The organism is Streptomyces sp. NPDC127098 (genome assembly GCF_042722465.1).
In the GTDB taxonomy this organism is placed as follows: Bacteria; Actinomycetota; Actinomycetes; order Streptomycetales; family Streptomycetaceae; genus Streptomyces; species Streptomyces millisiae.
Genome location: NZ_JBHXFJ010000001.1, coordinates 36,291 through 49,481, shown reverse-complemented (window position 1 = coordinate 49,481; position 13,191 = coordinate 36,291). Strand labels below are relative to the sequence as shown.

Here is a 13,191-nt window from a genome sequence, read left to right as displayed (position 1 = left end):
CCCTGGACGCATGGCACCTGATCAGCAGCAGAGCGGCGGGAGCGGCACCGAGCTCGGGCGTTTCCTGCGCGCCCGTCGCACCCAGCTCACCCCGGGGGAGGCCGGGCTGACCCTCGGCCCGGGGCTGCGTCGCACGCCCGGGCTGCGCCGCGAGGAGCTGGCCACGCTGGCCGGGATCAGCATCGACTACTACGTCCGCCTGGAGCGGGGCAGGGAGACCCGGCCAAGCCCCAGCGTCGTCGACGCGCTCGCCCGCGCCCTGCTCCTCGACGAGGACGAGCACGCACACCTGCGCACGCTGGCCGCCCAGGCCGCCAGGTACGCCCCCGAGCCTCCGGCCCCGCCCGGCCGCACGGTGCGCCCGCATCTGAAGCTGCTGTTGGAGACGCTGCGTCCGAACCCCGCGTACGTGGCCAGCCGCAGCCTCGACCTGCTCGCCGCCAACCCCGGAGGGCTCGCGCTGTTCGCCGGCATCGACGACTGGCCGGCCAAGCAGCGGAACATCGCCCGCTACCTCTTCCTCCACCCCACCGGGCGCGAGATCTTCGACGACTGGGACGACCAGGTCCGCGGCTGCGTCGCCCGACTGCGCGCGCTGGCCGGCACCGACCCCGACGCCCCGGACCTGACCCAGCTCGTCGGCGAACTCCTGTTGAAGAGCGAGGAGTTCGCGCGTCTGTGGGAGCGGTACGACGTCCGGGGCCGCGCCCACACGCGGAAGACCTTCCACCACCCCGTGGTCGGCACGCTCACGCTCGGCTACCAGGGCATGGACCTGGAGGGCACCCCGGGCCAGCGGCTCAACGTGTACCTGGCCGAGCCCGCGACGCCCGACCACGACGCGATGCTGCTGCTCGACCTGACCGCGTCCCGCCCGGCCGCCGAGCCCCGGGCCGAGCGGCGCGGCTGACGGGGCGGCGGCCGACCCTAGGCGGTGCGCGCGAGCTCGGCCAGCTGGACGCCGTATGCCAGCGGTCGCCCGGCCAGCAGCCGCTCCAGCTCGTCCACGGCGGTGCGGCCCAGCCGCGACAGCTCGTTGCCGAGCGAGCCGGCGACGTGCGGGGTGAGCAGGACGTTGGGCAGCCGGAACAGCGGCGACTCGGCGGGCAGCGGCTCCGGCTCCGTGACGTCGAGCACCGCCCTGATCCGCCCCGTGACCAGTTCCTTCGTCAGCGCCTCGGTGTCCACCAGGCTGCCGCGCGCGGTGTTCACCAGCGCCGCGCCGTCCGGCAGCAGCGCCAGCCGGGCGGCGTCGAGCAGGTGCCGGGTCTCCGGGGTGGCCGGCGCGTGCACCGACACGATCGTGCTGCTCGCGAGCAGCACGTCGAGGTCGACGGCCCGCACCCCGAGCGCCCGGGCCTCGGCCGCGGTCACATAGGGGTCGTGGAGCAGCACCTCGAAGTCGAAGGGGCGCAGCAGTTCGATCACCCGCCGGCCGATCCTGGAGGCGCCGATGATCCCGACGCGGCGCCCCACGTTCCCGACGTCCCGGTGGGTGAGGCCCGGTGGGAAGGCGCGGGCGGCGCGGTACTCGTCGTGCAGGCCCAGGACGTCCTTGCCGAGCAGCAGGATCACGCCCAGCGTGTACTCGGCGACCGGCAGGGCGTTGGCCGCGGCGGCGGTCGACACGGCGACGCCGCGTCGCCACACCTCGGGATCCAGCAGCGCCTTCACGGTGCCGGCCGTGTGCAGGACCCCGCGCAGCCGGGGGAGTCCGTCGAGCACGGTCGGGGTGACGATCGGGCAGCCCCAGCCGGTGATCAGGAACTCGGTCCCGGCCAGCCGTTCGCCGAGGGCCGGGTCGCCGAAGTCCGTGACGGTGAGGGCGGGATCGATGTCGACGAGCTCCGTCAGCCGCGCCAGCGTGGCGGGCGGGAACAGCAGCGGGAGGTTGCGGTCGTTGAGGGCGAACAGGGCGGAGGGGCGCTGGGGCATCCTGGGAAACACCTCATAGGGGCAGACGATCACCAGTCTGCGCCAGAGTGCTCATGATTGGCAACAACTGCTCAGGATGCGCAGTGAACGCTCAGGGCTCGGGCGTGGGCACGGCCCCGCAGGACGACCGGACGATCAACCGGGGCTGCAGCGTCATCTGACGGACCGCCGGCGGCTCCTCCGCGTCGAGCCGGTCGAGCAGCAGCCGCGCCGCCAGCTCCCCGAGCTCGTGCTTGGCCGGGGCCACCGCCGTCAGCGGCACGTCGGCCAGCGCGGCGATCTCGTCGTCGTACGCGATCAGCGCCAGGTCGTCCGGCGTGCGCAGCCCCCGGCCGCGCAGCCGCCGCATCAGCTCGATCGCGTCGTGGTCGGAGTGCACGAGCGCCGCCCGCACCCCGCCGGCCAGGCACGCCTCGACGATCCGGTCGTGGCGCTCGGCGGCCTCCGCGGCGCCGGGCGACGGCTGGCCGCTGTCCTGCACCGGGGCCGCCGGGTCGAGCCCCAGCAGCTCGACCGCCGCCGCGTACCCCTGGCGGATCTGGGCCGCGGTGGGGCTGCCGTTGGTGAACAGGGCCACCCGCTCGTGGCCGAGCTCCGCCAGGTGCCGCACCGCGGCGACCGCGCCCTGCCGGTGGTCCGAGGCGACGAACTCGTAGGGCCCGTACCGGTCCTGCGGCTGCCGCTCCAGCAGCACGAAGGGCAGCCCGCACTCCCGGAGCCGCTCCAGCGTCGACTCGGGGACGAGCGGCCCGCCGGCCGAGGTCACCAGCAGCCCGGCGGCGCCGGCCGCGCGCAGCTCCTCGATCTGCGTCAGGTCGTCGGGCCGCGCGTAGTCCGTGAGGCCGATGATGATCCGCGCCCCGCGCTCGGCGGCCGCCGCCCGGACGCCCGCGACCACCCGCGGGTAGTAGTAGGTGGCGGAGGGGACGAGCAGCCCGAGCGCCCTGGTCGGCGCGGCGGGCACCGGCGCGGGCGCCGCGGGGACGTCGGCGGCCGGCGTCGGCATCGCCAGCATGGCGCCGCCGCGCACCCTGGTCACCCGGCCCTCGGCCTCCAGGTCGGCCAGGTCGCGTCGGATGGTGGCGCCGGAGACGCCGAGCCGCGTCACGAGCTCGGAGACCTTGAGACCGCCGGCGGCCTCCAACTCCCGTAGCAGCAGTTCGTGCCGCTGCGCGACCAGCAACTCGGCCATCTCTCTCCCCGTGTTCCTCCCCGTCGGCGACCCCGGCACATCCTAGTGCCCCGCCCCCACGAGCCACGGTGCAGCATGATGGTCGATGGTGAGCGCCCCTGATCGGTCTCACTCGGCCGGCCGGCTCATCCCGTGCGCCCCGGGTTCCTGCGAGAATCGCCAGTCAGGAGCGGGGACCGCCCGCGACGAGGGAGGTGCCGTCGTGCCAACCACCCCGAGGCCGCTGCGCAGGCTGGGCTTCCTCACCATCGGCCTGTTCGACGAGGCCGCGCCACGCGCCGGCCACGAGGCGACGCTCAGCCTCATCGAGCTCGGCGAGCGGCTCGGCTTCGACAGCGCCTGGGTCAGGCACCGCCACCTCCAGTACGGCATCTCCTCACCGGTCGCCGTGCTCGCCGCCGCCTCCCAGCGGACCCGGCGCATCCACCTCGGCACCGCCGTCACCCCGCTCGGCTGGGAGAACCCGCTGCGGCTCGCCGAGGACCTGGCGACCGTCGACATCCTCTCCGGCGGCCGCCTCAACCCGGGCGTCAGCGTCGGCCCGCCGATGCGGTACGAGGAGGTCAGGGCGGCGCTCTACCCGGACACCGGTGACGCCGAGGACTTCAGCCACGAGCGCGTCCGCCGGCTGCTGTCGTTCGTGCGCGGCGAGCCCGCGACCGGCTTCAGCGGCACCGAGGGGTTCGAGGCGTTCTCCGACCGCGTCCAGCCGCACGCCCCCGGGCTCGCCGACCGCATGTGGTACGGCGCCGGCAGCCTGCGCTCGGCCCGCTGGGCCGGCGAGCACCGCATGAACCTGCTGACCAGCAGCGTGGTCAAGGCCGAGGACCCCGATGCCCCGGCGGACTTCGCCGAGATCCAGCTCTCCCACATCAGGGCCTTCCGCGCCCACCACCCCGACGGCGACCGCGCCCGTGTCTCGCACGGCCTGGTCGTCGTCCCCACCGACTCGGCCACCCGGGCACAGCGCGCGAAGTACGAGGCGTACGCCGCCGCCAGGCTGCCCAGGACGGCCGAGCCGCAGGGCCCCGCCCGCCTGCTGTTCGCACCCGACCTCGTCGGCACCTCGGCCGACATCGCCGAACGGCTCCACGCGCACGCCGCGTTCCGCGAGGTCGACGAGGTCGCCTTCGCGCTCCCCTTCAGCTTCGCGCCCGAGGACTACGTCCAGATCCTCACCGACATCGCCACCCACCTCGGCCCCCTGCTCGGCTGGCACCCGGACCCGTCCTGACCCGTCCCCGGTCCGGGAAAACCGCTGGACGGGCCCGCGCCCGGCGGCCTAACGTCCCCCCGCGTCCCAGACCACACGTCCGAGCGGAGTGCGACCGATGAGCGTTCGAGCGACGGCGGCCGGCCGACGGCCCGCCCACGCCACCGCCACGACCTCAACGACCGCGTCGAACGTAGGGACACCGAACCGTGGATCTGCCACGTCACCTCACCATCCGCGAAACTAGCCACCGCGACCGACTCGCCCCCCTCGGGCGGGCGCTGCGCCTGCCCGACCTCGCCAGGGGCCAGGGCGAGCCGCCGAGCCCCTGGGCCCGCCCGCGCCCCGGCGGCCTGCCGCTGGCCGGCGAGCCCTACTGGCGCGCGAGGCGACGGGGCCGCCGTGGCGGCCTGCCACACCACCGGCACGTCCGCCTTCCCGCCGCCGCCCGCTACGACCGAGCGGTTCGGCGCCCCCGGCCACGCCGCCGCTGAGACCGTGCCGCGCCGACCACGCCCGGTCGGCGCGGCACCTCGCCCGCCAGCGCGAGCGGCCGCTCCTCGGGCCGCTCCGCGCGAAAACCGCTGGACGGGCGGGCGCCCGGCGGCCTAACGTCCCCCGCGTCCGGGACCACACGTCCGAGCGAGGTGCGACTGATGACTGTGCAGACGACGGCGACCGACCGAGGTCGGCTCGCCCACGCCACCGCCACGACCTCAGACACCGCACCGAACGTAGGGACACCAACCCGTGGATCTGCCACGCGTCTTCACCATCCGCGAGAGTAGCCACCGCATCCACAACGCGATCACCGACGACCAACTGGCCACCCTCGGGCGGGCGTTGCGCCTGCCGCCGGGAGCGCGCCTGCTCGACCTCGCCAGCGGCTCCGGCGAACTGCTGTGCACCTGGGCCCGCGACCACGGCATCACCGGCACCGGGGTCGACATCAGCACCGAGTTCACCGCCCGGGCCAGGGCTCGGGCGACCGAGCTCGGGGTCGCCGACCGCGTCGACTTCGTCCACGGCGACGCGGCGGGCCACGTCGCGGCCGAGCCGGTCGACGTCGCCGCCTGCGTCGGCGCCACCTGGATCGGCGGCGGCCTCACCGGCACCGTCGAGCTCCTGCGGCGCAGCCTGCGCCCCGGCGGCCTGCTGCTGGTCGGCGAGCCCTACTGGCGCCTGCTGCCACCGGACCAGGAGACCGTCGAGGCGTGCTACGCCAACGACGCGTCCGACTTCCTGCCGCTGCCGGCTCTTGTCGAGCGGTTCGGCGAACTCGGCTACGACGTCGTCGAGATGGTGCTCGCCAACCAGGACGGCTGGGACCGCTACCGGGCGGCCCAGTGGCTCAACATCCGCCGCTGGCTCGACGAGAACCCGGACGACGAACTGGCCGCCGAACTGCGGGACGAGCTCTCCACCGCCCCGGCACGCTACGTCCGCTACGAGCGCGACCACCTCGGCTGGGGCGTCTTCGCCCTGATGGCCCGCTGACCGACCCCGTCACGGCGCTCGCTGACGTCACGCGGCACGCGCGACGTCAGCGAGCGGAGGCCGCCGGAGCGGCGGACCACCCGGGAGGCGGACCACCGATCTCCCGCCCAACCGCGTTCTCTCCGTCAGGTGACCCGCGTCACATCCGGATCCTGTCAGCAATCGGGGCGCCGTCTCGTTCAAGGGGCCCGCGAACGAGACAGGAGCAACGCCGTGAAGCACCGCATCGTCGTACTCGGCGCTGGATACGCCGGGGCCTTCGCCGCCGGGAACCTGGCCCGCCGGCTCTCCCGCGCCGACACCGAGATCACCGTCGTCAACGCCGTGCCCGACTTCGTCGAGCGGATGCGGCTCCACCAGCTCGCGGCCGGCCAGGAGCTCGCGTCCCGCAGGCTCGCCGACGTGTTCGCGGGCACCGGGGTGCGGCTGCGCCTGGCACGTGTCACCTGCCTCGACCCCGAGCGCCGCACGGTCGCCGTGACCGGCGAGGACGGCGACGACGAACTCGGGTACGACACCCTGCTCTACGCCCTCGGCAGCTCCGTGGCCCACCAGGGCGTCCCCGGCGTCGCCGAGCACACCTACGACGTGACCGGCCTGTCCTCGGCGCTGCGCCTGCGCGAGCGCCTGGCCGGCCTGGGCGAGGGCGGCACCGTGCTGGTCGTCGGGGAGGGGCTGACCGGCATCGAGACCGCCACCGAACTCGCCGAGTCCCGGCCCGACCTCTCGGTCGCGCTCGCCGCCCGCGGCGAGCTGGGCGCCTGGCTCTCCCCGAGGGCCCGCCGTCATCTGCGCCGGGCCTTCGACCGGCTCGGCGTCACCGTCCACGAGCACGGCGGCGTCGAAGCCGTCGAGCCGACACGGGCGATCGTCGCCGACGGCACGTCCCTCCCGGCCGATGTGACCGTGTGGTCGGCCGGGTTCGCGGTGCACCCCATCGCGGCCGCCAGCGGCCTGGAGGTCGCCGAGACCGGCCAGATCGTCGTCGACCGCACCATGCGCTCGGTCTCGCACCCGGACGTCTACGCCGCCGGTGACTCCGCCTACGCGATCGGCGAGGACGGCCGGCCGCTGCCGATGTCCTGCGCCTCGGCCGGACTCACCAACATGCGGGCGACCGCCGCGATCATCGCGCGCCTGACGGGCGGCGACATCCCGACCACCGGACTGAGGTACCACGGCAACCACATCAGCCTCGGGCGGCGGGACGCGATCTTCCAGATGGTGGACGGCGACACCCGGTCGAAGTCCTGGTACCTGGGCGGCAGGACCGCCGCGCGGCTCAAGTCGGGCGTGCTCAGGAGCGCCGGGTGGGGCATCGCCCACCCGACCTTCGGCATGCCGAAGCGCAGGCGTCGCCTGGGCACCGCGCCTGACCGGGGCGGCGTGCGGGCCGCGGCATAGGCTCCTGGGCATGGACAGCGCGGCCGTCGATCGCTTCGAGGCCAGCCGGGGTCGGCTGGCCTCGCTCGCGTACCGCCTGCTCGGCTCGGCCGCCGACGCCGAGGATGCCGTGCAGGACGCGTTCCTGCGCTGGCAGGCCGCGGACCGGGAACGGGTCGAGGTGCCGGAGGCATGGCTGACCAAGGTCGTCACCCGTCTCTGCCTCGACCGGCTCCGCTCGGCCCAGGCGCGCCACGAGCGCGCCGTCGGGGACTGGCTGCCCGAGCCGCTCCTCGACGGCGACCCGATGCTCGGCCCCGCCGACACCTACGAGCAGCGCGAGTCGGTGTCCCTCGCCGTGCTGACCCTCATGGAGCGCCTCTCGCCGGTCGAACGGGCCGTCTACGTCCTGCGCGAGGCCTTCTCGTACCCCCACGCCGAGATCGCCGGCATCCTCGACATCACCGAGTCCGCGAGCCAGCAGCACGTCCACCGGGCTCGCCGCCGGGTCGCCGCCGAGCGCCGCGGCGGCGACGAGGTGGACCCCGCGTCCGCGCGCCGGATCGTCGAGGAGTTCCTCGCCGCGGCCACGTCGGGACGCACCGAACGGCTGGTGGCGATGCTCACCGCCGACGTGACCGCCGTCTCGGACGGCGCCGGACTGTCCAGGCGGCTGCTGCGGCACACGACGCGCGAGCGCGTCGCCGCCTACGTGCGGGCCGGCTTCAAGCCCACGCAGGCGAAGCGACGGCTGGCCGGTGGTTCCGTCGCGATGCACATCGCGCCGGTCAACGGCGCCCCGGCCGTCCTCGCCGTCGTCGACGGCCGGGTCGCGGGCGCCGTGGTGTTCGAGGTCGGCGACGGCAAGGTCGCGTCCCTGTACGGCATCGCCGCCAAGGACCGGCTCGCGCGCCTCAACGAGACCTGGCGGCGGCAAGAACCCGACGCACCGGTCATCACCGCGTGGTGACCGGCGCCCCTCACCCGGGCCCCACGGCGCGGTCCTCGGGCGGCCGCCTTCCCGGACGCCAGCAGCAGTCGACGGCGTGGTCGTCGTCCGCCACGACCCGCCGGCGGCAGTACGAGCAGGTGACCGGCTCGGACGCGTTCAGCGGCCCCTCCAGTCCCGTCACGACGACGATCCGCTCCGGCTCGACGCCGGAAAGGTGATCAGCCACGCCGTGCCCCCGCCCGGACCGTCGCCGCGAGCGCCTCGCGCAGCGCGTCGGAGTCGGTGAGGCACCGACCACGCGGCGGCACCACCCAGCGGACCGGCGGCCCACCCTCCCTCGGCGAGGCACACCACCCGGCCGGCGGGACCTCCACGTAGTAACCATGACCGAGGACACGCACGCCGGGCAGTGTCTCCCAACCGGCCGCCGCCCCCGGCACGACGAACCAGCTGACGACACCGCGCTGCTGCATCTCGACCACGGGCCCTGTGCGCCAGTGGAGCCGCCCCAACACGCGAGCCGAGGCCAGGCCCGGCACCTCGACGACATCGAACCAACGGCCGACCGGCACGGTTCGGACGCCGTAGCGGGCGCGTGGGATCCAGGCGGGCAGAGGTGAGGGCGTCGTCATGGCCGGCTCCTGAGGGAGAGACTGTGCCAGATAACGCTATGGAGTTGACTTGTTACCCATCAATGGTCGTTTGTGGCGGCCCGACTGCGAACTGCCACACCATCACATCGGCACTCTTATGGCGTCGGCCAACTGCCGCATCTCGGGCGTCAGGGTCCGGCGCCGGGCGATCACCCGCCCCATGATGTCCTGCGCGTACCGCTGATTCGGCAGCCACTGCGGTGACTTGTCCATGATCTGTTGCAACTTCTCAACCGCTTCGGAGTACTGCCGCATCCTGGCGTGCGCGTCAGCGACATCGAGCAGATGCCGGTTCCGGTTGTTGCTGGTGGGCCGCAGGCCCCCCTTCGGGACCTGACCGGCCAGACGCAGCACGTGATCGGGCTTGTCGATCACCATGGCGTTCTCGGCACGCTTCAGTGCTACCGTCACCGGGCCGAACGTTCGCATGATGTCGGCCTGCGGCTGGTGCTCGCGGCCCATCCCTACTGCCGCGGCCGCTGCCCACCTGAGTGCGTCCTTGGCTTCCTCCTTGCGGTTGTCACGCACCGCGGCCCCCGAAACTCGCAGCAGCATCGACCCCCACGCGGACAGTTCATCAAGAGTCGCGCGAGACGGCCGGCGTGGCTCGATGTCGTCCGCCCACCGAGTGGCGAGTTGGCGCGACTCGGCCAGCTGGCCCCGTCGCAGGAGCAGCCAACACTGGGAGTTGACCACGGCTGCCGCCTCCAGGCGGTCGCCGGCGGTGGCCAGTGCACGGGCGAGTACGTCGTCGGCGATGTCGAACTGGCGGGTCTGAACCATGAGCCAGCCGGTGAGTTGCAGTAGGCGTGCCTGGACCTGTCGGCCGCGTTCGTCCAGGCCAGCCAGGATGTCGGCATCCCGGATGAGCGCGGGCAGCAAGGCGCCGAGTTGGGCGAAGCTGTCGCTGGAGAACAGCGGCATGGCCGAGTCCAGGGACGCCATGACACCAGCCACGGTCGGCTCTTCGGCGGCGTCGCCGCCCGGGTAGGTTCCGGCGAGCGCTTGCCGAACAGCGGCCCATCGGTCGACGGTCGCGGCGTCGGCGCCAGTCTCGGAGGTCGCGGTCACCAGGCTGCTGGTCGGAACGTTCAGCGCGTCAGCGAGCTTCCGCACGGTCTCCATCGTGGTGGACTGCCGGTCCCCCTGTTCGAGTTTCCGAACCAGGGAGTAGGAGACACCGGACCGCTTGGCGAGGTCGCGCTGGGAAAGGCCGCGGCGCTTGCGCGTGTCACGCAGCCTGTCGCCGATGAAGGCAGACATGGGCAAACGACTCCGTTCTGACTCGACACAAGAACGGTACCCTCGCCTGTTTCCCTGGGAACAGTGAACGACATCGCGGCCCGTTCACGCGTTTGCCCGCTCCACCTCGTCGACCAACTCGGTGAGGCCGGCCACGGTCCAGTCCGCCGCCGCGCGCACGGCCGGGTCGTCCGCCCACAGATGTCCCCACGGGCCCCGCCGCAGGTGCGCGGTCCGCAGCCCGAAGTCGGCCGCAGGGAAGACGTCGTTGGCCGGATGGTCCCCCACGTACAGGATTTCGTCCGGCCGGGCCTCGGCCAGGTCGACGACCCGCGCGAAGAACTCCCGACTCGGCTTGGCCACGCCCCAGTCACCGGAGACCGCCACCGCGTCCGTCGGCAGGTCGAGCGCCCGAAGCAACTCCCCGGCCCGGGACGTCTGGTTGCCGGCCACCACGACCCGCACCCCGAGGTCGCGCAGCGCCGACAACGCGGGCCGCACATCGCCGTACAGGTCGTCCTCGTCCAGCGCCTCGCCGCGTCCGGCCACCTCGCGCGCCCGGTACTCGGCCGCCACGTCGATGCCGGGCCGCAGCATGCGGATCGCGTCGGCGTTGTCTCGGCCCTGCGCGACGACCACCCCGACCAACGCCGACAGGGTGTGTCGGGGCACGTCCAACCAGTCGGCCCACGACGCCCAGTAACGGTCGTCACATGTGAGGGTCTCGCCGACGTCCAGCGCAACGGATCTGATCACGCGGACACCCTATGGTCGCGGCGAGTGGCTGCCCGATGGGGGACGATCGACCGGGCGGACGCGACGCTGTTCGGCGCCGCACTGCTCACGAGTCGGCAACGCGACGCACTGCCCGGCCGGCAGGTCCTGACGGATCCGGCCAACGGCTTCGGGTCAGCTCCGCTTGCGGCTGGCGATCTCGTCAGAGAGCCGCTGCACGTGGGCGGGGTCCGCGTCCCGGGCAAGGGCGACGTAGTGGTCCATGACGGCCGGCCGGTAGCGCACGGGCAACGTCTGTCCTGGGGCGAGTCGGGTGAGCTCGGTGATCGTGAGGTCTTCGTCCGCGATACCGCGGAACGAGATGCCGCCGGCGGTCTCCACGTCCAACATCAGGATCACGCGTGGACTGCCGCCGCTGCTGACCTCCCGCCAGTTGACGAGAACGCCGAGGGCAAGCGCCCCCGTACGCAGTTCCGCATTGCGCTTCCGTGCGTCACTGCTCAGGAGCGGGTTCGGGGCGACGCCCGGGAAGTCGGGCCCGACGCCGAGCGATTCCCGACTCAGGTCGGGCCTGAGCTGCGCCATCAGATCGTTGAGCTTCAGATCGTTGAGCTTCTTCTTCGAACCGAACATCCCGACCCCTCCCTCACACCGGTGCCGGAATCTCGGCCTGGCGCTTCGCCCTCACCGCGATTGTACGTCGCGGCCATTTCCGACATCCGGCGTATCGCCCCGTCCCGGTGGGGTCGCCGTCCGCGGTCGCGGACAGGCTCGGTCGGTGCACCTGTCCGTCGGACGAGCCACGTCCGCCCGCCGGCAGGAGGACCAAGCCGTGATCGATATCGACCCCAACAGTGCGTCCCGTGGCAAGACCGTGCGGTGCCGCGATCCTGTGCGAAGCGGCGGTCACGCTGATCAACTTCTTCTGGACCGTCGGCCAGTGAACATCGACGCATGGACCCCAGGACTGATCGTTCCGTCACCTGGGCCCAAGGAGGATCGGGCGCGCACTCATGCCATCGCCGCGGTGAGATCGGCCACCGAGCGGTAATGGACGCCGGTCATGCCAAGCGCTCTGGCTCCTTCGACGTTCTCCAGCCTGTCGTCGACGAACAGGCAGCGCTCGGGCGCGACGCCGGCGAGTTGTGCGGCGATCTCGTAGATGCGCCGATCAGGCTTCGCGACGCCGACTCGCGCGCTGCTGACCACGGCGTCGGCGAAGTGGGTCAGCCCGATCCGCTCGAGGTGCTCGTCCAAGGAGTCGGTGGCGTTGGTCACCAGCACCAACGGAACTCGCTCCCGCGCCTTCGTCAGCAACGCCCGGACCTCCTCATCCACCGAGAAGGGCACCGCCACGAACTCGGCAACCGCCTGCCTGGCCCGCTCGTCGCCGCCGAGGGCGACAGCGATGGAGTCGACCCACTCCCGCTCGGTGACAAGCCCGAGAGTGGCCGGCCCGAGGAGAGCGGGGTCGAATGCGGTGCGCATCAGGGGGAGCCCGTAGCGGGCCTCGATCTCGGCCTGCGCACCATGGTCGAATTGGCGGAGCACGCCGTCGAGGTCGCAGAGCACCGCGTCGAAGGACATCATGTCTCCCCATTGTGCCGCGCGGCTCTCCAGATCCCATCTCCTGGCTGAGAGGGACCCGTCCCGGGACCAGGTGCACGTCGACTTTCCCACCCGCGGTGTGCGACCTCGACGCTGCCTGCGCCCATCCTTCAATGACGGGAAGACGTCCATGAAGCGAACCGAGCCGCCCATCGAGGCCGTCATCTTCGACCTCTTCGGCGTGATCATCGCCTTCGACAATGACATCGTGCCTGCGCGACTCGCCAGGCACTGCGCCGATCCCGCCGACGCCCTTCGGCACCTCGACGGACTCATGGCCCGCCACGAGATCATCACCGGCGCGGTGACCCTGCGGCGAGTGCACCGCCGACTCGTCGACGCCCACGGACTCACGCTGACCTACCCGCAGTTCGAAGCCGCCTGGCTCGAGCCCTACTCCTGGCCGATGCCCGGCATGGCCGACCTGGTCAAAGTACTGTCCGAGAACCATCGCCTGGTGCTGCTGTCCAACATCGACCACGACTACTGGCAGGTGGTGCGAGCGACGCAGCCGGAGCTCAAGCTGTTCACCGAGCTGCTGGTGTCCTGCGACCTCGGGTGCGCGAAGCCGGAATCCGAGGCTTTCCTCCGCGCGAGCCAGGCGGCCGGCGTGCACCCGGAGCGGTGCCTCTTCGTCGACGACACGCGGACCAACGTCGAGGCGGCTCGGGCACTCGGCTTCCAGACGCACTGGTTCCGCGATGCCGCCGGCTTCATCGAATACCTCGGGCCGGGTCCTTTCCGGTGACTTGGCGTGGCCCGCGCACAATCGCCGCCCGAA

General features: G+C 72.7%; 15 protein-coding genes. 7 read left to right on the top strand and 8 right to left on the bottom strand.

Features of this window, described 5'->3' with window-relative positions:
• The first annotated feature begins 10 nt into the window (after positions 1-10).
• Positions 11-910 carry a helix-turn-helix transcriptional regulator gene (locus ACFWI8_RS00230; RefSeq protein ID WP_387083857.1) on the top strand — a complete coding sequence of 300 codons (900 nt, stop codon included), beginning with the start codon at positions 11-13 and terminating at the stop codon, positions 908-910.
• Between the two features lie 17 nt (positions 911-927).
• Here the strand turns inward: ACFWI8_RS00230 and ACFWI8_RS00225 are convergent, their stop codons facing one another.
• Complete coding sequence (locus ACFWI8_RS00225) at positions 928-1,935, bottom strand: hydroxyacid dehydrogenase (RefSeq protein WP_387083855.1); 1,008 nt, start codon at positions 1,933-1,935, stop codon at positions 928-930.
• A 91-nt stretch (positions 1,936-2,026) separates the two neighbouring features.
• A complete protein-coding gene (locus ACFWI8_RS00220) occupies positions 2,027-3,127 on the bottom strand; it encodes a substrate-binding domain-containing protein (RefSeq protein ID WP_387083853.1) in 1,101 nt (366 codons plus the stop codon).
• Positions 3,128-3,329: 202 nt separating this feature from the next.
• On the opposite strand from ACFWI8_RS00220, the gene ACFWI8_RS00215 reads away from it, so the two are divergent.
• From ACFWI8_RS00215 to ACFWI8_RS00195, 5 genes are all read left to right on the top strand, one after another.
• Positions 3,330-4,361: an LLM class flavin-dependent oxidoreductase gene (locus ACFWI8_RS00215; RefSeq protein ID WP_387083851.1), complete on the top strand. Its 1,032-nt coding sequence runs from the start codon at positions 3,330-3,332 to the stop codon at positions 4,359-4,361.
• Positions 4,362-4,549: 188 nt separating this feature from the next.
• Complete coding sequence (locus ACFWI8_RS00210; RefSeq protein WP_387083849.1) at positions 4,550-4,834, top strand: hypothetical protein; 285 nt, start codon at positions 4,550-4,552, stop codon at positions 4,832-4,834.
• 256 nt (positions 4,835-5,090) lie between these two features.
• Positions 5,091-5,837: an SAM-dependent methyltransferase gene (locus ACFWI8_RS00205; RefSeq protein WP_387083847.1), complete on the top strand. Its 747-nt coding sequence runs from the start codon at positions 5,091-5,093 to the stop codon at positions 5,835-5,837.
• Between the two features lie 213 nt (positions 5,838-6,050).
• Complete coding sequence (locus tag ACFWI8_RS00200; protein ID WP_387083845.1) at positions 6,051-7,241, top strand: NAD(P)/FAD-dependent oxidoreductase; 1,191 nt, start codon at positions 6,051-6,053, stop codon at positions 7,239-7,241.
• Positions 7,242-7,251: 10 nt separating this feature from the next.
• The gene (locus ACFWI8_RS00195; RefSeq protein ID WP_387083843.1) at positions 7,252-8,190 is read left to right on the top strand and encodes a sigma-70 family RNA polymerase sigma factor; all 939 of its coding nucleotides are present in this window, start codon (positions 7,252-7,254) and stop codon (positions 8,188-8,190) included.
• A 10-nt stretch (positions 8,191-8,200) separates the two neighbouring features.
• On the opposite strand, the gene ACFWI8_RS00190 is transcribed toward ACFWI8_RS00195, so the two are convergent.
• The 6 genes from ACFWI8_RS00190 to ACFWI8_RS00165 all read right to left on the bottom strand — a co-directional run bounded on the left by ACFWI8_RS00190 (position 8,201) and on the right by ACFWI8_RS00165 (position 12,392).
• Positions 8,201-8,398, bottom strand: coding sequence for a hypothetical protein (locus ACFWI8_RS00190; protein WP_387083841.1), 198 nt, complete (start codon positions 8,396-8,398; stop codon positions 8,201-8,203).
• Positions 8,391-8,804 carry a hypothetical protein gene (locus ACFWI8_RS00185; RefSeq protein ID WP_387083839.1) on the bottom strand — a complete coding sequence of 138 codons (414 nt, stop codon included), beginning with the start codon at positions 8,802-8,804 and terminating at the stop codon, positions 8,391-8,393. The genes ACFWI8_RS00190 and ACFWI8_RS00185 overlap by 8 nt, the downstream gene beginning before the upstream one ends.
• Before the next feature lie 102 nt (positions 8,805-8,906).
• Positions 8,907-10,088 (bottom strand): helix-turn-helix domain-containing protein, encoded by a 1,182-nt coding sequence (locus tag ACFWI8_RS00180; protein ID WP_387083837.1) that lies wholly within the window; start codon positions 10,086-10,088, stop codon positions 8,907-8,909.
• Between the two features lie 84 nt (positions 10,089-10,172).
• Positions 10,173-10,823, bottom strand: coding sequence for an HAD family hydrolase (locus ACFWI8_RS00175; protein WP_387083835.1), 651 nt, complete (start codon positions 10,821-10,823; stop codon positions 10,173-10,175).
• A gap of 153 nt (positions 10,824-10,976) precedes the next feature.
• Positions 10,977-11,435, bottom strand: coding sequence for a hypothetical protein (locus ACFWI8_RS00170; RefSeq protein WP_387083833.1), 459 nt, complete (start codon positions 11,433-11,435; stop codon positions 10,977-10,979).
• Positions 11,436-11,813: 378 nt separating this feature from the next.
• Positions 11,814-12,392: an HAD family hydrolase gene (locus ACFWI8_RS00165; RefSeq protein WP_387083831.1), complete on the bottom strand. Its 579-nt coding sequence runs from the start codon at positions 12,390-12,392 to the stop codon at positions 11,814-11,816.
• A gap of 148 nt (positions 12,393-12,540) precedes the next feature.
• On the opposite strand from ACFWI8_RS00165, the gene ACFWI8_RS00160 reads away from it, so the two are divergent.
• On the top strand, positions 12,541-13,158 hold the full coding sequence (locus ACFWI8_RS00160; protein WP_387083829.1) for an HAD family hydrolase: 618 nt from the start codon (positions 12,541-12,543) through the stop codon (positions 13,156-13,158).
• The last annotated feature ends 33 nt before the right edge of the window (positions 13,159-13,191 follow it).